The following is a 21,115-nucleotide window of genomic DNA, read 5'->3' on the forward strand; positions in this document are numbered from 1 at the left end:
CTTTTGCCCGAGCGCGATGCTCGCTGTATAGCCCCCGCGACCATGCTGCAAACCCACCCGGCCAATCCTGAACCGATTACCCGTCCGATCGTGCTGATTGGCCTGATGGGCGTGGGCAAGACCACGGTGGGCCGTCGCCTCGCCCAGCGGCTGAAACTCCCCTTTGTCGACGCGGATGCGGAGATCGAGGCGGCGGCGGGCATGACTGTCGCCGAAATCTTCGAGCGATTCGGCGAACCGCATTTCCGCGATGGCGAACGGCGGGTGATCGCGCGGCTGATCGACGGCGAACCCAAGGTCATCGCGACCGGCGGCGGCGCGTTCCTGAACGACGAGACCCGCGCGCTGATCCTTGACCAGGCGACCGCGATCTGGCTGGACGCCGCCCCCAAGGTCTTGGCCGAACGCGTTGCCAAGCGCGACCATCGCCCGCTGCTGCGCGGAAAGGATCCGTTGAAGGTGCTCACCGAACTGGCCGAAATTCGTAACCCGATCTATGCGCTCGCCCCGATCCATGTGGTGAGCAAGGTCGCGCCGCATGAGGCGACGGTCAGCGCGATCCTGGCGGAGCTGGGCCGTTGAACGTCGTTCCGGTCGCGCTGGGGGCGCGCAGCTATGAGGTACGGATCGCCAGCGGGTTGCTGATGCAGGCGGCGGAGCAGCTGGCGCCGCTGTCGCGCGGGCGGCCGTTTGTGATCGTGACCGACGCCAATGTCGCGCCGCATGCGGCACGGCTGGCAGCGCTGCTCCACAATGGTGGGTTGGCGAGCGACATTATCACGCTGCCGGCGGGCGAGGCGACCAAGAGCTGGGGGCAGCTCGAATCGCTGACCGACGCGCTGCTCGAACGCGGGATCGAGCGCGGCGACCATGTCATCGCGCTGGGTGGCGGGGTGATCGGGGATCTGGTCGGCTTCGCCACCTCAATCCTCAAGCGCGGCTGCAACTTCGTGCAGATCCCGACGACCCTGCTGGCCCAAGTCGACAGCTCGGTCGGCGGCAAGACCGCAATCAACAGCCGCGCCGGCAAGAACCTGATCGGCGCATTCCACCAGCCGTCGCTGGTGCTGATCGACCCGGACCTGCTCGACACCCTCCCGCTGCGCGACCTGCGCGCGGGCTATGCCGAGGTGGTCAAATATGGCCTGATCGACGATTTCGCGTTCTTCGAGTGGTGCGAGGCCAATGGCGCAGCCTTGCTATCGGGCGATCCAGCGGCGCGCGAATATGCCATCGCGCATTCGGTTGCGGCCAAGGCGCGAATCGTGGCTGCGGACGAGCGCGAGACCACGGGCGTGCGCGCGCTGCTCAATCTCGGCCATACCTTTGGCCATGCGCTGGAGGCGGAGACCGGCTTTTCCGACGCGCTGCTGCATGGCGAGGGCGTCGCGGCCGGCATGGCGCTGGCCTTTGCCTATTCGGCGCGGCGCGGCCTGTGCCCGGGGCAGGATGCCGAACGGGTCGCGGCGCATCTGAAGGCGATGGAGATGCCGCACGATCTGGCCAGCGCGGGCATTACCGCGTCAGGCGCGACCCTGGTCGGCCATATGCTGCACGACAAGAAGATGGACGCCGGCACCCTGCCCTTCCTGCTCGCGCGCGGGATCGGGCAAACCTATCTGGACAAGCAGGTCGATCTGGCGGACGTGGCAGCGTTTCTGGACGAACTGCCGCGCTGAAGCTGCTCCGCGCCGGGCACAAAGCTTGGGGTGGAGGGTATGTAGTTCCGGGGGGAATACCCCCCACCCCGGCGTCCCCCCGGAGGGAGACGCAAGCTTCAGGCCTCGAGTTGCCGCATCAGGCTGCGTACTGCGCCGTCAATCTCGCTGTCGGTGCCGCGCAGTTCTTCGATCCGGCGGACCGCGTGGATCACGGTCGAATGGTCGCGATTGCCGAACTTGCGGCCGATTTCCGGCAGCGAGCGCGTGGTCAGGCGCTTGGCGAGGTACATCGCGATCTGGCGCGGGCGGGCGATCGCCACCGCGCGGCGCTGTGACACCAGGTCCAGCTGCTTGACGTCGAAGTGGCTCGACACCGCCTTCTGGATCTCGTCGATCGTCACGCGACGCTGGCTGCCACGCAGCGCTTCGCCGAGCACGCTTTCGGCGAACGCGATCGTCACGATTTCGTTGTTCAGCTGCGCATAAGCGACCAGGCGGTTGAGCGCGCCTTCGAGTTCGCGCACCGACGAGCTGATTCGCCCGGCGAGCAGGTCGAGCACGTCGGACGGCACCGTGGCGCCCGGCATATCCTCCAGCTTGCGGTCGAGAATCGCGCGGCGCAGGCCAAGCTCGGCCGGCTTGATATCGGCGGCAAGACCCGAGCCGAGGCGCGAGGCAAGCCGCGCCTCGATCCCCTCAAGCGCCAGCGGGCTGCGGTCCGCGGCGATGACCAGGCGCTTCCCTTCGCGCATGAATTCATCGACCGTGTGGAAGAACTCTTCCTGGGTCGATTCCTTGCCGGCGATGAACTGCAAATCGTCGATCATGAGCAGATCGACGCCGCGCAGCCGCGCCTTGAACGCATAGGTATCGCGCTCGCGCACCGCCCGGACGAACTCGAACATGAACCGCTCGGCCGGCATGTAGATCGCGGTCGCGTCGGGACAGGCCTCCATGAAAGCATGCCCGATCGCGTGCATCAGGTGGGTCTTGCCCTGGCCGGTGTTGCTGTGGAGGTAGAGCGGGCTGAAGCGCGGCTTGCCCGGCTCGGCCAGCGCCTTGGCGGCGTTGAACGCCAACCGGTTGGACGTGTCGACCACGAACCGGTCAAAGGTAAACCGCGAATCGAGATTGGGACGCTCGCCCGCTCCGGCCAGGGCCGAGGGCGCGGCGGGCGCCGCCGCTGCGACCACAGGGGCCGCAGCAGCAAGCTCACGAGTCGCACGCGCATCGACCGTTTCGATCGACACCGTGCGCACGCCCGGAAGCTGGGCGCGAAATTCCATCATCAGCCGGTCGGCATAGTGATTCTTGACCCAGTTGGTCATGAAGGCCGACGGCAGACCGAGGCGAACCGTCTCCGCGTCCTCGCCCGGGATCAGGACGATCGGCTTCAGCCACTGGTCGAACAGCCGCTGGCCTGCGGAAAGTCGCAGATTGCCCCGCACGCGTGTCCAGGCCTTGGCTTGATCCATATATCCCGTTGCCCCTCGATTGCATCCGCATGTGCCCGACAGGTGCACATGCCACTTCCCCCGAGCGCGCAAGGCTAACCCCGCGCGCATTTCATTCAGGCAAAAGCATCCCGAAGCCGGAATCACATCCGCACTTGGTCGATACCTTCGCTGAGCCCACCGACGCGAACGCCGCGGTGGAAGTCCGTTTTAGGGACGCATTTCTGAGTCGATCAAGAGGGGGGCATGTAAAGAATCTGAAATAAGTAGGGTTGACTCACTCAGAGCCGCGGAAAACCGTTATAAATCATACAAGTGATTGATTTATAAGACTTTAATCAGATCATTACATTCGCGTTACGGTGCGACTCATTGAGATTCCGCGATTCGCCGTGCGAATGCGCAGGCACCGATCCGGGACAAAAGAAAAACCCCGTCGGCACTGGGCCGACAGGGTCATTTTCTTGACGCAGAAGCGCGGATCAGCCGAGTGCGGCGAGACGCTTCGTGAGACGCGAGAACTTGCGCGAAGCGGTGTTCTTGTGAACCACGCCCTTGGCGACGCCGCGTGCCAGCTCCGGCTGCATCGCCTTGAGCGCGGTTTCCGCTGCAGCCTTGTCACCGCTGGTCAGCGCGCTTTCGACCTTCTTGATGAAGGTGCGGATGCGGCCGACGCGGGCGCCGTTGACTTCGGCGCGGCGTTCGTTGCGGCGGATGCGCTTCTTGGCTTGCGGCGTGTTCGCCATGAATCTTCGTTCCTGTTTTCAATGCGAAAAGAGGCGCGGATTTCCATCCCACGCCTCGGGAAAGCGCGCCCCTTAGCGAGGGCGGGCGATTCGGTCAACCTTTTGCGGCGCATTCGATGCGCCGGCGGCACCGCCCTCCGCAGCCTTCCGCCGATGCTTCGCATCGTCGGAGCCTGGGCTGCTCCGCCCGCTCCCCACCCGGCCACCCATCGAAGATACTTTGCAGTGGGTGGCCCGGGTGGGGGAGCGGGCCGGTGCGGGACTCCAGCAAACCCGTTCTACTTCTGGCATTTCGGACACCAGAAGGTCGAGCGCCCGCCCTCCGCATAGCGCGCCACCGTCCCACCGCAATCGCACGGCTCACCCTCGCGGCCATAGACTTTGAACTGCTTCGAGAAATAGCCGAGCTCGCCATCGGGCTGAACATAGTCGCGCAGCGTCGATCCCCCCGCCTCGATCGCCGATTCGAGCACGCCGTGCACCGCCTTCACCAGCCGCTGGAGTTGCGGGCGGGTCAGCGATCCACCGCTGCGCTTGGGCGATATCCGCGATTCGTGCAGCGCCTCGCACACATAGATATTGCCCAAGCCAGCGACGATGCGCTGGTCGAGCAGGAGCAGCTTGATCGACGCGACCCGCCCGGCCAGCACCTGGCGCAGATGATCGGCGGTGAAATGCGGCCCCAGCGGCTCCGGCCCCAGCGCGGCAAAGGGCGGCCAGGCGCCGACATCGACCGTCGGCATCAGATCGACCGAACCGAATCGCCGCGCATCGTTGAGCGCCAGCCGCCGCCCCGCCTCGGTCTCGATCACCAGATGATCGTGCGTCAGCAATTCGGACGGATCGATTCGCCAGCGTCCCGACATGCCCAGGTGAAAGATCATCGTGTCGCCGCGATCGGTGTCGATCAGGCCATATTTGGCGCGCCGTCCGAGCGCCGTGACGGTCGCACCGGTCAGCCGCTGCACCAGATCGACCGGCATTGCGCGGCGCAGATCGGGGCGGCGCAGCTGGACGCGCGCGATGCGCTGGCCGTGCAGTGCCGGGGTCAGGCCCCGGACGGTGGTTTCGACTTCGGGAAGCTCGGGCATTTTGTCCAGCTAAGCGGGCTTTGCCGCGCCCACAAGGGCGGCTAAGGGCTTGGCCATGACCGACACCGTCTCCTTTGGCTATGAAGAGGTTGCCCCCGACGAAAAGACCCGTCGCGTCGGCGGCGTCTTTTCCAGTGTGGCCTCGCGCTATGATCTCATGAACGACGCGATGTCGGGCGGCCTGCACCGCGTGTGGAAGGACGTGTTCGTCCGCCGCGTGAAGCCGCGCGAGGGCGAGGCGATTCTCGACATGGCCGGCGGCACCGGCGACATCGCGTTCCGCATGGCCGAACATGGCGCAGCGGTTACGGTCGCCGACATCAACCCCGACATGCTGGCAGTCGGCATCGAGCGCGCGGCCAAGCGCGGGATCGACGGGCTGGTGTGGAGCGAGGCGAACGCCGAGACGCTGCAATGGCCGGACCGCTTCTTCGACGCCTATACGATCGCGTTCGGCATCCGAAACGTCACCGACATCCCGGCGGCATTGCGGGAGGCGCATCGCGTGCTGCGCCGTGGCGGGCGGTTCTTCGTGCTGGAGTTTTCGACCACCTTGTGGCCCGGATTCGCGGACGTCTACGACGCCTATTCGCACCGGCTGGTGCCGAAGCTCGGCGAACTGCTGGCGGGCGATGCCGAGAGCTATCGCTATCTGGTCGAATCGATCCGGCGCTTCCCGGACATGCCGACGTTCGAGTCGATGATCAAAGACGCTGGCTTCGTGCAGACGCGGGTCGAACCGATGCTGGGCGGACTGGTCGCCATTCATAGCGGCTGGAAGATTTGACCGCTCCTGTCGTTCATCTGTGGCGCCTCCTGAAATGGGGCCGCACGCTGGCGCGTCATGGCGCGCTGCGCGGGATCGAGCGTGATCGCAACACGCCCGCCCCGGTCCGCCGCCTTGCCCGCATCGCGCGGTTCGGTGCGCGCGTGCCGGAAGTACCGGGCTATGCCGATGCACTGCAGGCGATCGGCCCGGCGGCGATCAAGCTGGGCCAGACGCTCGCCACGCGGCCCGACCTGATCGGCGAAGCGGCGGCGCATGACCTGTTGCGCCTGCAGGACGCCCTGCCCCCGGTCCCCTTCTCCGTGATCCGTACGGCGATGGAGAGCAGCTTCGGACGACCGATCGAGGAGCTGTTCCAGTCGGTCGAGGAAACGCCAATCGGCGCCGCGTCGATCGCGCAGGTGCATCGCGCGATCACCACCGATGGTCGGCAGGTCGCGGTCAAGGTGCTGCGCCCGGGCATCGAGGCCGAGTTCGCCCGCGCCATTGATACCTATGAATGGGCGGCGGCACAGGTCGAGGGGATGGGCGGCGAAGCATCGCGCCTGCGCCCGCGCCTGGTGATAGAAACCTTCAAACGCTGGACCGCGCGCGAACTCGACCTGCGGCGCGAGGCAGCGTCGGCGTCCGAACTGTCCGAATCGATGGAGGCGGAGCCCGACTTCACCGTCCCCACCATCGACTGGCAGCGCACCACCGGCAAGGTGATGACGCTGGAATGGATCGACGGCATCAAGCTGTCGGACCGCGACGGCCTGATCGCCGCAGGGCATGACACCGAAAAGCTGGCGCATACCCTGGTCCGCGCGTTCCTGCGTCAGGCGATTTCGGAAGGCTTTTTCCACGCCGACATGCACCAGGGCAATCTGTTCGCTTTGCCCGGCGACCGGATTGCGGCGATCGATTTCGGCATCATGGGCCGAATCGACCGGCGCGCGCGGGTGTGGCTGGCGGAGATCCTCTACGGCCTGATCACCGGCAACTACCGCCGCGTCGCCGAGATTCACTTCGAGGCGGGCTATGTCCCGCCACATCACAATGTCGCCGAGTTCGCGACGGCGCTGCGCGCGGTGGGCGAGCCGATGCGCGGGTTGGCGGTCAAGGACATGAGCGTCGGCATGATGCTCGACAGCCTGTTCAACATCACCCGCGATTTCGACATGCAGACCCAGCCGCATCTGCTGCTGCTGCAAAAGACGATGGTGATGGTCGAGGGCGTGGCGACGCGGCTGCACCCCGACATCAATTTGTGGGACAGCGCCGCGCCGTTCGTGCGCGAATGGATCCGCACCGAGCTGGGGCCGGAGGCCTTCCTGGCCGACCGGATTTCGGAGGACCTCAAGACACTCGCCCGGCTGCCCAAGCTTATCCGCAACATCGAACGCCACTTCCCCGACCCCGGCGGCGCGCCCCCCGCCCCGCCGCTGCGCGAGATCGAGGTGGTGCGCGTCGGGGGTGGCTGGCGGTATGGCGTCGTTGCACTGCTCGCGGCAGGCGCTGGCGTGGCGGCGACGTTGTTGCTTGCCTGACAAGCTTCATCCGGCAGGCTAGGGACAGGTCATGACCCGCGCACCGCTCTGGCTTTCTGCCCCCAGCCGCTTCGCCGCGCTGACGGTGAACCGCGCCCGCTGGGTGCTGGTAGGGGTGGCGTTGCTGATCCTCGGCGCGCTGACCGTGCTGTTCGTGCCCCTGCCCGCGCCCGACGCGACCGGCGCGGGGGCGGATCGGCAGGGCGACATCGCGCTGTATGAAGGCATTGTCGCGGCAGTGGCGCATGGCGAGAACTACTACCGCGCCGCCGCCGATGCGCTGCGCGCAGGCAGCTATCCGTTGCGACCGTTCCTTACCTTCCGGATGCCGGGGCTGGCCGTTGTGCAGGCGGCATTGCCCGCGCTGGCTGTGATTGCATTGCTCTTTGCACTCGCCGGAGCGACCGCATGGTGCTGGTATCGCCGCATTGCCGAGGCATTGCCGCGCTGGCCCCCGCGGGTCGTGGCGCTGGTGCTGCTCGCTGCAGGCATGCTCGCTTTCGTCCAGAGCGGGCTTGTCGCGTTTCACGAGATCTGGGCCGGGCTGCTCGTCGCGCTTAGCCTGGCGCTGCGCCGTCCCGGCCGCTGGGTCGAGGCGGCGGCGATCGGTGCGCTGGCGATGCTGATCCGCGAGACAGCTGCGCTATATGTCATGGTGATGGCAGTTCTGGCCTTGGCCGAGGGGCATAGGCGCGAGGCGGCGGGATGGGCGGCGGCGCTGGCACTGTTCGCAGTCGCGCTCGCCGCGCATGCGGTCGCCGTGCATGGCGTGACCGGACCGCTCGACGCGATGTCGCCGGGCTGGGCGGGGATGAACGGGTTCGGGCTGTTCGTGCGCGCGATGACACTGGCGACGGGCGCGCAGCTGCTTCCGCCGGCGCTCGCCGCCATCCTGGTTGCACTGGCGCTGTTCGGCTGGGCGAGCTGGCGCGACCCGCTGGCGCTGCGCGCGCTTGCGACCTTTTGCGGCTATGCACTGGTGATCAGCCTGTTTGCGCGGCTCGACACCTTTTACTGGGGACTGATCATCGCACCGGCCTTTCTGGTCGGGCTTGCGTTCGTGCCCGATGCCCTGCGCGACCTGTGGGTGCGGGCGCGCGACAAGCGGCGGGTGGTGGTGACGCAGGTTGCGCGCTAGGGAGTGGCGGATGAAGCGCATTCTCCTCATCGTCGGTGGCGGCATCGCGGCGTACAAGGCGTGCGAGCTGGTCCGGCTGATCCGCAAGGCGGGCCATTCGGTCACCTGCGTCGTGACGGCGGGCGGGCAGCATTTCGTGACCCCGATGACGCTCGCCGCGCTGTCCGAGAATCAGGTTTATACCACCCTGTGGGACCTCAAGGACGAGGCCGAGATGGGACATATCCAGCTCAGCCGCGCCGCCGATCTGGTCGTCGTCGCCCCCGCAACCGCCGATTTGCTGGCGAAGATGGCGGCGGGCATTGCCGATGACCTCGCCACAACGCTGTTGCTCGCCACCGACAAGCCGGTGTTGGCGGCGCCCGCGATGAATGTGCGGATGTGGCAGCATGCCGCGACCCAGCGCAATGTCGCGACGCTGCGCGGCGATGGCGTGACCGTGCTGGAGCCCGATGAAGGACCGATGGCGTGTGGCGAGTTCGGCCCCGGCCGGTTGCCCGAGCCCGAGGCGATCCTGCGCGCGATCGAGGCTGCGCTGGCGCCTGCTTCGGGTCGGCTGAAGGGCAAGCACATCCTCGTCACCGCCGGGCCGACGCATGAGCCGATCGACCCGGTCCGCTACATCGCCAACCGTTCGTCGGGAAAGCAGGGCTTCGCAATTGCGGGCGCGCTCGCGGCGCTGGGCGCGCGGGTGACGCTCGTCGCCGGACCTGTCGCGCTGCCGACGCCTGCGGGTGTGGACCGGGTGGATGTCGAGACCGCGCGGGAGATGGCCGCAGCGGTCGATGCTGCGCTGCCCGCCGATGCCGCAGTGATGGTCGCTGCCGTCGCCGACTGGCGCGCGGGCGATGCGGCGGGGCAGAAGATCAAGAAGGGTGACAACGCCGCGCCCGCGCTGACGCTGGTCGAGAACCCCGATATCCTGGCCGGCCTCGCCCGGAATGCGCAGCGGCCGCGCCTCGTCATCGGTTTCGCCGCCGAAACCGAACGGGTGGTCGAACATGCGGTCGCTAAACGCACGCGCAAGGGTGCAGACTGGATTGTCGCCAATGATGTGTCCGGCGATGTGATGGGGGGCGAATCCAATCTTGTTCAACTGGTTACGGAGTCGGGTGTCGAAAGCTGGGAGCGGCTGGCCAAGGGCGATGTCGCACGCCGCCTCGCCGAACGGATCGCCGATGCGCTTTAAGCTCCCCCTGTTCCTGCTTCCGTTGCTGATCGCCGGGTGCGCCGCCGGGGAGCGCCCGGCAACGCCCGTTGCGCCGAAGCTGTTCACGCAAGGCTATGGCGCCGCGCCGCGCAGTGCGCCGACGCTGTACGTCGTCCTCCACGGCAATGGCCGCCGTTCCAAGATCGACACGAGCGATTTTGCCAAGGCGCTCGCGGCGGTCGAGCCGGGCAGCGCGGTCGTGCGCCTGCTGCGCCCGGGCTATGCCGATGGCGCCGGTGGTCAATCGCCGGGCACGCGCGGAGCCAGCCCATCCGACGATTTCAGCGCAGAGCGAATCGCCGCCGTCGGCGACGCCGTCACAGCACTGCGCCAGCGATATCGCCGTGCGCGCGTGGTCTTGATCGGAGAAGCCGGAGGCGCGGTCGTCGCGGCCAACCTTGCCGGGCTGCGTCCAGGCCTGATCGATGGTGTGGTGCTGGTGTCCTGCCCCTGCGCACTGCCCGAATGGCGTGCCTATCGCGCCAAGCGCGAGCCCGGTGTATCGCACTGGCGCGAGAAGCTGGTCAGCCTCGATCCATTGCAGACCGCCGGCGGCATCCAGCCAGGGTTGCGCGCGGCGATCCTGGTCGGCGGGGCCGACGCAGATGTCCCGGCACGCTTTTCGCGCAGCTATGCCGAGGCGCTGAGCCTGCGCGGCATCGCCACCGATTTCCGCATCATTCCGGGCCGCAGCGACCCGGTGCTGGACGACCCCCAGGTGATCGAGGCCGCCCGCCGCCTCGCTGCAGCTTTGCCGGGACGCAAGTGATGGGCGCGCCGATCACCATCCGGATGATGCGCCTGCCCCATGGCGAAGGCCTGCCGCCGCCCGCTTACGCGACCGCCGGGGCCGCTGGCATGGATGTCGTCGCGGCGGAGGATCTGGTCCTCGCCCCCGGCGCGCGCCATGCGGTCGCGACCGGCTTCGCCATCGCCATCCCGCCCGGGTACGAGGTACAGGTACGCCCGCGCTCGGGCCTTGCGCTCAAGTACGGCATTACCTGTCTCAACACGCCGGGCACGATCGATGAGGATTATCGCGGCGAGGTTAAGGTGATCCTCGCCAATCTTGGCGACCAGCCCTTCACCATCGTGCGCGGAGAACGGATCGCGCAGCTCGTGCCGGCACCGGTGCAGCGCGCGCTGTTCGAGGAGGTCGCGGTGCTGGATGAGACCGACCGTGGCAGCGGCGGCTTTGGGTCGACCGGGCGGTGATGCTCCCCGCGCTCCTCGCGCTCGCCAGCATACAGGGCGATCCCGTGCACGCGCAGGACGCGCCGGAGCCGGCGGCGATCCACTGGGAAAGCCTGCCGACATTGCCCTATCGCGAGGCGCCGAGCATGACCCCGGCGATGCACGAATGGGCGCGCCGACAGGTGAGCGCGCGCAAATGCCGCGCGCGGCGGCTGGTCGATGGACGCCCGGCGGTGCGGGTCGAGGTGGCGGTACTGGTCGATGAGGACGGCGTGCGCACGACCATCCCGCGCGCCATCGGCTGCCCGACGATCGAGCAATATGCGGCCGGGCTGGTCGCGGGCTTTTCCCGCAACAACCTGACCCAGCGGACCGGCGCGCCGGGCAATGTCTGGTACCGCGCGACCGTGACCTTTGCCTGGCGGCAATGAGCTTTTCCGACGCCGAACTCGAACGCTACGCCCGCCACATCGTGCTGCCCGAGATTGGCGGGGTGGGACAGGCGGCGCTGAAGGCGGCACGGGTGCTGGTGGTGGGCGCTGGGGGGATCGGGAGCCCGGCGCTGCAGTATCTGGCGGCGGCGGGGGTTGGTGAAATCGACATTATCGACGGGGACCAAGTCGATCTGTCGAACCTGCAACGCCAAACCCTGTTTCCAACCGATAGCGTCGGCACCCCTAAAGTCGATGCTGCGATGGCCGCAGCAAAACGGATAAATCCCCACTGCGAGGTATTCGCGTGGCCGTTTCGCATCGACGCAGACAACGCGCCCGATTTCATCAAGGGTCAATCTGTCATCCTCGACGGCACCGACAATTTCGAGACCCGCCTGCTCGTCGCCGACGCAGCCCTTCGCCACCGCATTCCGCTCGTCAGCGCAGCCGTGGGGCGGTTCGAGGGACAGCTTGGCGTGTTTCGCGGGTGGGAGGCGGACAAGCCCTGTTACCGTTGCTTCGTCGGCAATGACCCGGAAACGACGGGGATCAACTGTTCCGAACAGGGCGTGCTCGGCGCGCTGACCGGGATCATGGGCAGCCTCGCCGCGCTGGAAGTGATCCGCGCGATCCACCCGTTCGGGGAGGACAGCGCGGGTAAGCTGCTGCTCGCCGACACGCTGGCACTGCGCTTCCGCACGTTGACCCTGCCCAAGGACCCCGGCTGCCCGGCCTGCTCGGGCTGAGACCTACTCCGCCGGAAACGCCTGGCGCTTGCCGCCGGCCTTGTGGACGACGCCGTGACGCATCACGAACTCGACCTGCTCCATCCGCTTGATGTCGTCGAGCGGGCTGCCCGCGACGGCGATGATGTCGGCATCCTTGCCCGGCGCGATCGACCCGATGTTCGAGCGTCCCAGGGCCTCGGCAGCGTTGCGCGTCGCGGCCTTGAGCGCCATGGCCGGGCTCATCCCCGCCTTCACCATCAGCGAGAATTCCTGCGCATTGTCGCCATGGCGGGACACGCCGCTGTCGGTGCCGAACGCGACCTTCACCCCCGCCGCATAGGCTTTGCTGTGGCTGGCAAAGGCGGCCGCTGCGGCTTCCTCGGCCTTGGGGATGACTGCGGGCGGGAGCAGGCCCTTGCGCGCCTGTTCCAGCGCGGCGGCGGGCGCCATCATCGTAGGCACGAGCCACGTGCCGTTCTTCTTCATCAGCGCGATCGCTTCGTCGTCGAGGAACGACCCGTGATCGACCGTGTCCACCCCGGTCGCGACCGCCGCCTTGGTCCCCGCCGCTGCATGGCTGTGCGTCGCGACCTTTCGCCCCAGCCCGTGCGCGGTGTCGATGATCGCCTTCATCTCGGCATCGGTCATGGCGCGACCGAGACCGCCCGACACGTTCGAGAGCACGCCGCCGGTTGACATGTACTTGATGACCTGCGCGCCCAGCGCGATCTGTTGCCGCACCGCGCGCGTGCAGTCCTCAGGGCCGTCACAGGTGTTGATCTGATGCTTGTGGATCGCGTCGGCGAACACTTCCGCGACGCCGTTGGTCCCGTCGGCATGGCCGCCCGAGACCGAGATCGAATTGCCCGCATTGACGATGGTCGGCCCGGCAATGTCGCCGCGCTCGACCCCCTCGCGCAGCGCGCGCATGCCACGCGCACTCCCGCCCAGATCGCGCACCGTGGTGAAGCCGGCCTCCAGCGTGACGCGGGCATTGGCGACCGCGTGCATCATGTCATCTTCATCGTCGCGGTTGAGCGCGGTCAGCCGGTCGCGCAGCGGATCGCCGCCGATCCCCCACAGATGGACATGCATGTCGACCAGTCCCGGCATTACGAACCGGTCCTTGAGATCGATCAGCTCTGCTCCGCCCTCCGGCGCAACAAAGCCGTCGCGGATTTCGACCACCTTGCCATCGCGGATGATGATCGTGCTCGGCCCGCGCGGCGCCTCACCCGGATTAGCGAGCAGCGTGCCGACGTGGATGAACTTCACCTTGGCCGGTACGCTGGTCTGCGCAGCGAGCGGGGTCGCCGCGGCGAGCAACGCGATCGTGATGGCGGCGATTCGACGCATGGCACTCTCCCCTGTTTGCAACAACCTAGGCCGCAAACCGGGCCGGTGACTAGCCCCCGGGCTGGGTGATCGAGGGCGGGTCGCTGGCGGGGAAGCTGTCGTCCAGCTCCGCGTCGAGCTCGGCGTCCTGCTTGTTGCGCGCGATGCTCGCCTCCATCCGCGCAATCTGCTCGGGCGTGGCTTCACCCTGGTGCTGTGTCTTCCAAGTCGCATAGGGCATGCCGTAAATCGCCGTGCGCGCGGCATCACGGTCCAGTTCGCCGCCGCTCGCCTCGCTCACCCAATCGGCGAGGCAGTTGCGGCAAAAGCCCGCAAGCCCCATCAGTTCGATATTCTCGGCATCGGACCGGTGGCGCAAATGGCGGACGAGGCGGCGGAAGGCCTGAGCGGCAGTCCGGTCGTCAATACTGTCCAGCGTTGTCATATTCGCGCCTCCACGGTTGAATAGTGAGCATTTGGCGTTAGGGACCGGCAGAGACAAGACATGGAGAATTCGGCGATGACGAAGGCAATGGCACCGCGGTCGCGCAAGGTGCGCGTTCTGGCGACGCTCGGCCCCGCCAGCAACACGCCGGAGATGATCGCCGCGCTGCACGCCGCGGGTGCCGACGCCTTTCGCATCAACATGAGCCATGGCGACCAGGAATCGAAGATCCCGGTAATCGCTGCGATCCGCGCGCTGGAGAAAATCACCGGCCGCCCGACCACGATTCTGGCCGATCTTCAGGGCCCGAAGCTGCGCGTCGGCAAATTTGCCGAGGGCAAGGTGACGCTGGCGACCGGCGCGACCTTTCGCCTCGACCGCGACACGACGCCGGGCGACGCAACCCGCGTCGAGCTGCCCCATCGCGAGATTTTCGAGGCCGTGACCGAGGGCGCGCGCCTGTTGCTCGACGATGGCAAGATGGTGCTGCGCGTCACCGGCTATGGCGATGGCTGGATCGACACGCGGGTCGAGGTCGGTGGGGTATTGTCGAACTCCAAGGGGTTGAACGTCCCTGACATGGTCCTGCCGCTCGCCGCGCTGACCGAGAAGGACCGCAGCGACCTGGCCTTTGCGGTGGCGCAGAAGGTCGACTGGATCGCGCTGTCGTTCGTGCAGCGGCCCGAGGATCTCGCGGAAGCACGCCGCCTGATCGGACCGGGTGGCCCGGCGCTGCTCGCCAAGATCGAAAAGCCGAGCGCGGTTGCGCGGCTCGACGAGATTGTCGAGGCGTGCGACGGCGTGATGGTCGCGCGCGGCGATCTGGGCGTCGAGCTGCCGCCACAGAATTTGCCGCCGATGCAGAAGCGCATCGTCGAAACCTCGCGCCGCATGGGGCGCCCGGTGATCGTTGCGACGCAAATGCTGGAATCAATGATCACCTCGCCCTCCCCCACCCGCGCCGAGGTGTCGGACGTCGCGACCGCGGTCTATGACGGCGCCGACGCGATCATGCTGTCGGCGGAGAGCGCGGCGGGCCAGTGGCCGATTGAATCGGTGACGATGATGGACGCGATCGCCGATTCGGTCGAGCGCGACCCGGCACATGGCGACCGCGTGCACTTCACGGTGATGCGGCCTGATCCCACCACCGCCGACGCGCTGGCCGAAGCGGCCAAGTCGATCGCAGCGAATGTGTCAGCTAGCGCGATCCTCTGCTTCACCATGTCGGGCTCCACCGCCCGCCGCATCGCGCGCGAGCGTCCGTCGGTGCCGATTCTGGTGCTGACCCCCAAGGCGGAGACGGCACGGCGCATGGGCCTGCTGTGGGGCACGCATGCGGTGCACACCAAGGACGTCGATTCGTTCGAGGAAATGGTGGCGAAGGCCAAGCGCATGGCGCTGCGCCAGGGAATCGCAAAGGGCGGCGACCGCGTCGTGGTCTGCGCCGGCGTCCCGTTCGGCACGCCCGGATCGACCAACGTGCTGCACGTCGTGACGCTGGTTGGGGATGAGCTGAAGGGGCGGAGTTAAGCGCGCAGCAGCCCGGCGGCGACCAGTTCGCGCCGGGCGTCTGCTTCCTCGGTAAACAGCACCGAGCGGATCCCCAGCGCGCGGGCACCCGAAACGTTGGCCGCATTGTCGTCGATGAACACCGCCTCGTGCGGCTCCAGTCCGAAGCGGGCGAGCGCGAGGCGGTAGATGGCGGGGTCGGGCTTGACCAGTTTCTCGTCGCCCGAGACGACGACATCGCGGAAACGGTCGAACAGCTGCGACCATTCTGCGCGGAAGGGCGGCCAGAATTCGTGGCTGAAATTGGTGATCGCGAACAGCGGGACGCCTGCTGCATCCAGCTCCGCAACCAGCTCGTGCATGCCGGGTACCGGTCCGCCGACGCTTTCGTTGAAGCGCGGGCCCCAGGCGGCGATCAGATCGGCATGCTCGGGAAAGCGCGCGGTCAGCTCGGCCGAGGTGTCGGCGAAGTCGCGCCCGGCATCATGCTGAAAATGCCACTCCTGCGTAACAACGTCGCGCACAAACGCGTCGAGCGCCCGATCGTCACCGATCAGGCGCTCGTACAGAAACCGCGGATGCCAGGTGAAGAGGACGTTGCCGATATCGAAGATAACGGCGCGCACGGCCCTCTCGCCCTGCGCCGGAATCAGCCCTGGCGGGCCTTGAAGCGACGCTGCGTCTTGTTGATGACATAGACGCGACCGCGACGACGGATCACGCGGTTGTCGCGATGGCGATCCTTGAGCGACTTCAGGCTGTTCACGATCTTCATGACCGATTCTCTACTATCTTGAATTATGGCGGGTGCCGGAAAAGAGGCGCTCGCCTAGTCGGGACAGGCCGACAAGTCAAGGAAAGCTTGGCAACGGAACCCACATCCCCGTAACGATGTTGAACCGTTGAGCCGTGGCGTGTGCACGGCAGGAGGATGTGTCCGATGAAGACCCGTGCAATGCTTGCCCTCGCTTTCTCCGCCGCTGCCCTGGCCGGCTGTTCGACCACCATGGGTGGCCGGTCTGCCCCGGTCGATGTGACCCGCTATCATCTGTCGCAGCCGATTCCCGCCGGCACGCTCGCAGTGCAGCCGGTGAGCGGCACGACCGCCGGACCCGAGGCGCAGCTCTATCTCGACGCGGTCGCGGCGACGATGGGCGGCATGGGCTTCGCCACGGCCACGGATTCGGCCAAGGCCGACTATCTCGCCACGGTCGATTTTCGCCGCACTGATCGCGGCCAGGTCCGCACGCGCCCGCCGATCACGATCGGTATCGGTGGCGGAAGCTATGGCGGTGGTGTCGGGGTTGGTGCGGGCGGCAGCGTCGGCATCGGGAGCAAGACCAAGACGGTCTATGCCTCAGAACTCGCCGTCCAGTTGCGCCGTCGCGGAGACAATACGGTGATCTGGGAGGGCAAGGCGATCACCGAGACGCTGGGAGCCGCCGACGGCACCCAGCCGACCGATACCGCGACCAAGCTCTCGAATGCCCTGTTCAAGGGCTTTCCCGGCCAGTCGGGGATCACTATCACGGTGAAATGACCATTCATCTCAATGCCGCGTTCGACAGCGGCAACATTCGCCTGATCGACATCGACGGGGACACCGTCGATGTCGAGATCGTCGCCGACCACCAGTCCGACTTTTTCCAGTGGTTCCACTTTCGCGTCGCGGGCGCGAAGGGGCGGACGCTGACCTTCCGCATCGTCAATGCGGGCAAGGCGGCCTATGCGTTCGGCTGGCCGGGCTATCGCGCGCGGGTCAGCACCGATCGTGTCGCGTGGCGGCTCACCGATGGCAGCTATGAAGCGGGCGTGTTCAGCTTCACCCACAGCTTCGACAGCGACGTCGCGTGGTTCGCCTATTTCGCGCCCTACAGCATGGAGCGCCATGCCGACCTGATCGCGCGCATGGCCGCCCAGCCGGGCGTGACGCACCGCGAGCTGGGCCAGACGCTCGACGGGCGCGCGATGGACCTGCTCACGCTGGGAACCGGGCCGAAGCAGGTGTGGCTCTATGCCCGCCAGCATCCCGGCGAATCGATGGCCGAATGGTGGGCCGAGGGTGCGCTGGAAAAGCTGACCGATCCCGATGACGCGACCGCGCAGGCGCTGCGGGCCAAGGCGACCTTCCACATCGTCCCCAACATGAACCCGGACGGCAGCTTTCGTGGCCATCTGCGCACCAATGCCGCGGGGGTGAACCTCAACCGCGAATGGCATGCCCCGACGCGGGAGCAGAGCCCCGAAGTATTCCTCGTCCGCGCGGCGATGGACGAAACCGGGGTCGATTTCGCGATGGATGTGCATGGCGATGAGGCGATCCCGGCGAACTTCCTCGCGGGGTTCGAGGGGATTCCCAGCTGGACCGACGCCTTGGGCGAAAAATATTATGAATTCGGCCGCCGCCTTGCAGCCACGACGCCGCTGTTCCAGCTCGAAAAGGGCTATGACAAGTCCGCACCGGGCCAGGCGAACCTGTCGATGTCGACCAACCAGCTCGCCGAGCGCTTTGGCGCGGTGTCGATGACACTGGAAATGCCGTTCAAGGATCACGACCCGAGCCCTGATGCCGAATATGGCTGGTCGCCGGAACGCTGCAAGGCGCTGGCGCATGCCTGCCTCGACACGCTGGCCGGGATGATCGACGAGATTTAGACCGATTACCGGGGGGAACGATGATCGCACTGGCCTTGACCGCAGCTGCCTTGGCTCAGGCAGCACTTCCCCCCAAGCTCGGCGAGCCGTGGATCGGCGCTGACCGCAATCAGCGTGAAGCATCGATCGGCTTGCAGATCGACCGGAGCACCGAGCCGGACCCGGAACTGGTGCGCGGGCTGGAAATCAACTGGGACGACTTCCCCTATCAGCAGGGGCGGTTCCCGGTCCCCGTTACGGACGCGGATGACTATAATGTCGCGGTCGGGATCATGCTCGATGTTGCTGCGACCGGCGTGCCGCAGTCGTGCCGGATTGTCACGCCTAGCCGAACCGCAGCGTTCGATGCGCACGCCTGTCCGCACCTCATACGCTATCTGCGCTTTTACCCGGCGCTGAACCGGTCGGGCACGCGGCTTGGCGGGACGCTGGCGATCCGGGTGCGCTACACCGCCGGGCGTATCCGCATGGAGACTGCAGCTGGCGGCGTGGTGCCGATGGCATGGCGCCCGACGCCCAAGCCGCTCACGCCGATCACCGCCGCTACGGTCGGGTTCGGCCCGGGCGATGGCCTGCCGGCAAGCGTCGGCGGCACCAGCGGATGGCTGAAGGTCGAGGCGGATGGCAGTGTCAGCGGCTGCATGCTGGCCGCACCGACCCAGGTCGACGCGTTCGACATCAAGATGTGCGAGCGGCTGCGCGCGGTGAAGTTCGAACCCGCGCGGGAACGCGACGGGCGCGCCGTTCCGTCCCGCTACCGCTTTGGCATGAGCCGCCCACGATGATGATCCGCGCCGGTCAGCTCGACGATCCGCAGGTGGTCGCGTTGCTTGCGGTGCATGCGCGCGGGATGCTCGACAACTCGCCGCCGGATGCCTGCCATTTCCTTGACCTGTCGGGCCTCAAGACGCCGGACATCACGTTCCTGAGCGCTTGGGATGGCGACACGTTGCTCGGCATCGGCGCGGTCAAGGCGCTGGGCGACGGGACGGGTGAGGTGAAGTCGATGCGTACCGCCGCCAGCGCGACCGGGCGCGGGGCCGGCACGGCGATCCTGCGGCACATCATCACGCTGGCACGGGAACGCGGCTATTCCGCGCTCAAGCTGGAGACCGGCACCGGGCCGTCCTTCGACGCCGCGCACCGGCTGTACACGCGGCACGGCTTCGCCCCCTGCCCGCCCTTCGCCGACTATGAAGCGAGCGATTTCAACCGCTTCTACGCAATCGAACTGACCTAACCTCAGTTCCAGTAATCGAGCATGTCGGCGGTGATCCAGCCGTTGACGTAATTGAGGTAAAAGGCCGCGAACAGCACGGTGCCGACGATCGTCGTCCACTTCGCGATCGCGCCGGCGTCAAAGCGCTGCGGCGCGCTTTCGGCCTGGCCCTTGATCAGCGCCTCCCCCGCCTCGACCCCGGTGCGCGCGAAGAACGGCAGCACCAGGAACAGGGCAAGGAACCAGAACAGGAAATAGATTGCGAGCGCACTGAACCAGTTCATGGCGGCACTTTAAACCTCGATCAGCATCACGTCCATCACCGGCTTCTTGCCGGTATAGCGCACCGCGACGCGCCGGGCCGCGAGCCGGATCGCTTCGCGCAGCTTGTCGCGGTCGCCGCCGCGTGCCTCGCCGACCACCTTGGCCACCGCCGCGCTGGCATCGGCGATCAACCCATCGCGATCCTCTTCGGCCGGGACGCCCTGAATGGTCACTTCCGGCTGGCCGGCGAGCTTGCCGTTCGCCTTGATTGCCACCGCGACCGACATCTGGCCATAGAGGCCGAGCTTGCGCCGCTCGTTGATCGTGCTGCCGTCGGCGGGGAGGATGACGTCGCCGTCGAGCACCAGCCGCCCGGCCGGCGCGTTCCCGACCTTCTTCGGCTTGCCCGGCGCCAAGCGGATGATCTCGCCATTATTCTGCACCACCGCATTGGGGATGCCATGCGCGCGGCCGAAGCGGGCCTGCTCGGCGATGTGGCGCATCTCGCCATGCACCGGGACGAGGATGTCGGGCCGGATCCAGTCATACATCGCCGCCAGTTCGGGGCGGCCCGGATGGCCAGAGACGTGGACGAACGCCTGACGGTCGGTGATCATCTCGACCCCCTTGCCCGCCAGCGTATTCATGATCCGCCCGATCGCCATTTCGTTGCCGGGGATCTGCTTGGACGAGAAGACGACGGTATCGCCGGATTCGAGCTTTAGCTGATGCGTCTCGTCGGCGATGCGCGCGAGTGCGGCGCGCGGTTCGCCCTGCCCGCCGGTGGCGATGATCATTACCTTGTCGCGCGGCAGTTTCATCGCGGTTTCGAAATCGACCGTTTCGGGGAAGTCCCGCAGATAGCCGGTTGCCTTGGCAACGCGCAGGATGCGGTCGAGCGAGCGGCCCGCGACGCACATTGCGCGGCCAGTGTCCTTCGCGACCTCGCCCAGCGTCTGCAGCCGTGCGGCGTTGGACGCGAAGGTGGTGACCAGCACCCGCCCCTTGATGCCCGCGACAACCTCGTCGAGCCCCTCGCGCACGGAGGATTCGGAGCCGGAGGCTTCGGGATTGAACACGTTGGTCGAATCGCACACCAGCGCCAGCACGCCTTCGTCGCCGATCGCGGTCAGTTCCTCGGCGGTCGATGCGCCGCCCATCACCGGGGTCTCGTCGATCTTCCAGTCGCCGGTGTGGAACACGCGGCCATGCGGCGTGTCGATCAGCACCGCATTCCCCTCGGGGATCGAGTGCGCGAGCGGGAGGTAACGGATGCCGAACGGGCCGATCTGGAACGGCTCTTCCTCGCGCACCACGTTCAGCTCGACGCGGTCGGCGATGCCCTCCTCGTCCAGCTTGCCGTGGATCAAGCCGGCGGTGAACGGTGTCGCATAGAGCGGCACGCCCAGCTCGCCCGCGAGATAGGGCAGCGCGCCGATATGATCCTCATGCCCATGCGTCAGCACGATGCCGAGCAGGTCGTCCAGCCGCTCCTCGATGAACTGCAGGTCGGGCAGGATCAGGTCGATGCCGGGATAGTCGGGCGTGCCAAAGATCACGCCGCAATCGACCATGATCCACTTGCCCTGACAGCCGTAGAGATTGACGTTCATGCCGATCTCGCCCGAGCCACCGAGCGCGAGGAAGAGGAGTTCGTTACCGGGGGTCACATGTTTCCAGTCTGATAAACGGCCGATTGCCCTGAGCCTGTCG

24 protein-coding genes are annotated in these 21,115 nt (G+C 66.9%); 15 read left to right on the forward strand and 9 right to left on the reverse strand.

Translation table 11 applies throughout. The features are described from left to right. The first annotated feature begins 42 nt into the window (after nucleotides 1-42). Entirely contained in the window at nucleotides 43-582 is a 540-nt protein-coding gene (locus KYX69_RS12445) for a shikimate kinase (protein WP_300497771.1), read from the forward strand. Beyond that, the gene (gene aroB, locus KYX69_RS12450; RefSeq protein ID WP_300497774.1) at nucleotides 579-1,679 is read left to right on the forward strand and encodes a 3-dehydroquinate synthase; all 1,101 of its coding nucleotides are present in this window, start codon (nucleotides 579-581) and stop codon (nucleotides 1,677-1,679) included. Before KYX69_RS12445 ends, aroB begins: the two co-directional genes overlap by 4 nt. Before the next feature lie 98 nt (nucleotides 1,680-1,777). Here the strand turns inward: aroB and dnaA are convergent, their stop codons facing one another. The 3 genes from dnaA to mutM form a co-directional block, all read right to left on the reverse strand. Next, on the reverse strand, nucleotides 1,778-3,136 hold the full coding sequence (gene dnaA, locus KYX69_RS12455; protein ID WP_300497776.1) for a chromosomal replication initiator protein DnaA: 1,359 nt from the start codon (nucleotides 3,134-3,136) through the stop codon (nucleotides 1,778-1,780). Between the two features lie 461 nt (nucleotides 3,137-3,597). Then, nucleotides 3,598-3,861 carry a 30S ribosomal protein S20 gene (gene rpsT, locus KYX69_RS12460; RefSeq protein ID WP_300497779.1) on the reverse strand — a complete coding sequence of 88 codons (264 nt, stop codon included), beginning with the start codon at nucleotides 3,859-3,861 and terminating at the stop codon, nucleotides 3,598-3,600. Nucleotides 3,862-4,139: 278 nt separating this feature from the next. Beyond that, the gene (gene mutM / locus KYX69_RS12465; protein ID WP_300497782.1) at nucleotides 4,140-4,952 is read right to left on the reverse strand and encodes a bifunctional DNA-formamidopyrimidine glycosylase/DNA-(apurinic or apyrimidinic site) lyase; all 813 of its coding nucleotides are present in this window, start codon (nucleotides 4,950-4,952) and stop codon (nucleotides 4,140-4,142) included. Nucleotides 4,953-5,007: 55 nt separating this feature from the next. Here mutM and KYX69_RS12470 point away from each other — a divergent pair, with 55 nt between their 5' ends. From KYX69_RS12470 to KYX69_RS12505, 8 genes are read left to right on the forward strand one after another with little or no spacing between them, the layout of a single operon-like run. Beyond that, nucleotides 5,008-5,739, forward strand: coding sequence for a class I SAM-dependent methyltransferase (locus KYX69_RS12470; protein WP_300497784.1), 732 nt, complete (start codon nucleotides 5,008-5,010; stop codon nucleotides 5,737-5,739). Continuing rightward, the gene (gene ubiB, locus KYX69_RS12475; protein WP_300497786.1) at nucleotides 5,736-7,268 is read left to right on the forward strand and encodes a 2-polyprenylphenol 6-hydroxylase; all 1,533 of its coding nucleotides are present in this window, start codon (nucleotides 5,736-5,738) and stop codon (nucleotides 7,266-7,268) included. Before KYX69_RS12470 ends, ubiB begins: the two co-directional genes overlap by 4 nt. 31 nt (nucleotides 7,269-7,299) lie before the next feature. Next, a complete protein-coding gene (locus KYX69_RS12480) occupies nucleotides 7,300-8,406 on the forward strand; it encodes a hypothetical protein (RefSeq protein WP_300497788.1) in 1,107 nt (368 codons plus the stop codon). A 10-nt stretch (nucleotides 8,407-8,416) separates the two neighbouring features. Further along, a complete protein-coding gene (gene coaBC / locus KYX69_RS12485) occupies nucleotides 8,417-9,595 on the forward strand; it encodes a bifunctional phosphopantothenoylcysteine decarboxylase/phosphopantothenate--cysteine ligase CoaBC (protein ID WP_300497790.1) in 1,179 nt (392 codons plus the stop codon). Continuing rightward, entirely contained in the window at nucleotides 9,585-10,385 is an 801-nt protein-coding gene (locus KYX69_RS12490; protein ID WP_300497793.1) for a hypothetical protein, read from the forward strand. The genes coaBC and KYX69_RS12490 overlap by 11 nt, the downstream gene beginning before the upstream one ends. Next, the gene (gene dut, locus KYX69_RS12495; RefSeq protein WP_300497795.1) at nucleotides 10,385-10,831 is read left to right on the forward strand and encodes a dUTP diphosphatase; all 447 of its coding nucleotides are present in this window, start codon (nucleotides 10,385-10,387) and stop codon (nucleotides 10,829-10,831) included. The genes KYX69_RS12490 and dut overlap by 1 nt, the downstream gene beginning before the upstream one ends. Continuing rightward, nucleotides 10,831-11,241, forward strand: coding sequence for a hypothetical protein (locus KYX69_RS12500; protein WP_300497797.1), 411 nt, complete (start codon nucleotides 10,831-10,833; stop codon nucleotides 11,239-11,241). Before dut ends, KYX69_RS12500 begins: the two co-directional genes overlap by 1 nt. After that, on the forward strand, nucleotides 11,238-11,990 hold the full coding sequence (locus KYX69_RS12505) for a molybdopterin-synthase adenylyltransferase MoeB (RefSeq protein ID WP_300497800.1): 753 nt from the start codon (nucleotides 11,238-11,240) through the stop codon (nucleotides 11,988-11,990). The genes KYX69_RS12500 and KYX69_RS12505 overlap by 4 nt, the downstream gene beginning before the upstream one ends. 3 nt (nucleotides 11,991-11,993) lie before the next feature. On the opposite strand, the gene KYX69_RS12510 is transcribed toward KYX69_RS12505, so the two are convergent. Together KYX69_RS12510 and KYX69_RS12515 are read right to left on the reverse strand one after the other, a co-directional pair. Then, nucleotides 11,994-13,328, reverse strand: coding sequence for an amidohydrolase family protein (locus KYX69_RS12510; RefSeq protein WP_300497803.1), 1,335 nt, complete (start codon nucleotides 13,326-13,328; stop codon nucleotides 11,994-11,996). 49 nt (nucleotides 13,329-13,377) lie between these two features. Next, nucleotides 13,378-13,752 (reverse strand): DUF1244 domain-containing protein, encoded by a 375-nt coding sequence (locus tag KYX69_RS12515; RefSeq protein WP_300497806.1) that lies wholly within the window; start codon nucleotides 13,750-13,752, stop codon nucleotides 13,378-13,380. 75 nt (nucleotides 13,753-13,827) lie between these two features. Between KYX69_RS12515 and pyk the strand changes: the two genes are divergently transcribed. Next, entirely contained in the window at nucleotides 13,828-15,285 is a 1,458-nt protein-coding gene (gene pyk / locus KYX69_RS12520; protein WP_300497808.1) for a pyruvate kinase, read from the forward strand. Here the strand turns inward: pyk and KYX69_RS12525 are convergent. Together KYX69_RS12525 and ykgO are read right to left on the reverse strand one after the other, a co-directional pair. Beyond that, a complete protein-coding gene (locus KYX69_RS12525; RefSeq protein WP_300497811.1) occupies nucleotides 15,282-15,890 on the reverse strand; it encodes an HAD family phosphatase in 609 nt (202 codons plus the stop codon). The genes pyk and KYX69_RS12525 overlap by 4 nt on opposite strands. 23 nt (nucleotides 15,891-15,913) lie before the next feature. Next, nucleotides 15,914-16,039 (reverse strand): type B 50S ribosomal protein L36, encoded by a 126-nt coding sequence (gene ykgO / locus KYX69_RS12530; RefSeq protein ID WP_066663252.1) that lies wholly within the window; start codon nucleotides 16,037-16,039, stop codon nucleotides 15,914-15,916. Nucleotides 16,040-16,204: 165 nt separating this feature from the next. Between ykgO and KYX69_RS12535 the strand changes: the two genes are divergently transcribed. Genes KYX69_RS12535 through KYX69_RS12550 form a run of 4 tightly spaced genes read left to right on the forward strand, consistent with a single transcriptional unit; the run spans nucleotide 16,205 to nucleotide 19,159 of the window. After that, a complete protein-coding gene (locus tag KYX69_RS12535) occupies nucleotides 16,205-16,804 on the forward strand; it encodes a DUF4136 domain-containing protein (protein WP_300497814.1) in 600 nt (199 codons plus the stop codon). Continuing rightward, nucleotides 16,801-17,919 carry a M14-type cytosolic carboxypeptidase gene (locus KYX69_RS12540; RefSeq protein WP_300497817.1) on the forward strand — a complete coding sequence of 373 codons (1,119 nt, stop codon included), beginning with the start codon at nucleotides 16,801-16,803 and terminating at the stop codon, nucleotides 17,917-17,919. Before KYX69_RS12535 ends, KYX69_RS12540 begins: the two co-directional genes overlap by 4 nt. Nucleotides 17,920-17,939: 20 nt before the next feature. Next, on the forward strand, nucleotides 17,940-18,704 hold the full coding sequence (locus tag KYX69_RS12545; RefSeq protein ID WP_300497819.1) for a hypothetical protein: 765 nt from the start codon (nucleotides 17,940-17,942) through the stop codon (nucleotides 18,702-18,704). Then, nucleotides 18,701-19,159 (forward strand): GNAT family N-acetyltransferase, encoded by a 459-nt coding sequence (locus tag KYX69_RS12550; RefSeq protein ID WP_300497822.1) that lies wholly within the window; start codon nucleotides 18,701-18,703, stop codon nucleotides 19,157-19,159. The genes KYX69_RS12545 and KYX69_RS12550 overlap by 4 nt, the downstream gene beginning before the upstream one ends. A gap of 2 nt (nucleotides 19,160-19,161) precedes the next feature. On the opposite strand, the gene KYX69_RS12555 is transcribed toward KYX69_RS12550, so the two are convergent. Further along, nucleotides 19,162-19,422, reverse strand: coding sequence for a DUF1467 family protein (locus KYX69_RS12555; RefSeq protein ID WP_066663239.1), 261 nt, complete (start codon nucleotides 19,420-19,422; stop codon nucleotides 19,162-19,164). A gap of 9 nt (nucleotides 19,423-19,431) precedes the next feature. Beyond that, on the reverse strand, nucleotides 19,432-21,072 hold the full coding sequence (locus tag KYX69_RS12560) for a ribonuclease J (protein ID WP_300497825.1): 1,641 nt from the start codon (nucleotides 21,070-21,072) through the stop codon (nucleotides 19,432-19,434). Nucleotides 21,073-21,115 lie beyond the last annotated feature (43 nt).

Source organism: Sphingomonas sp. (genome assembly GCF_030145815.1).
In the GTDB taxonomy this organism is placed as follows: domain Bacteria; phylum Pseudomonadota; class Alphaproteobacteria; order Sphingomonadales; family Sphingomonadaceae; genus Sphingomonas.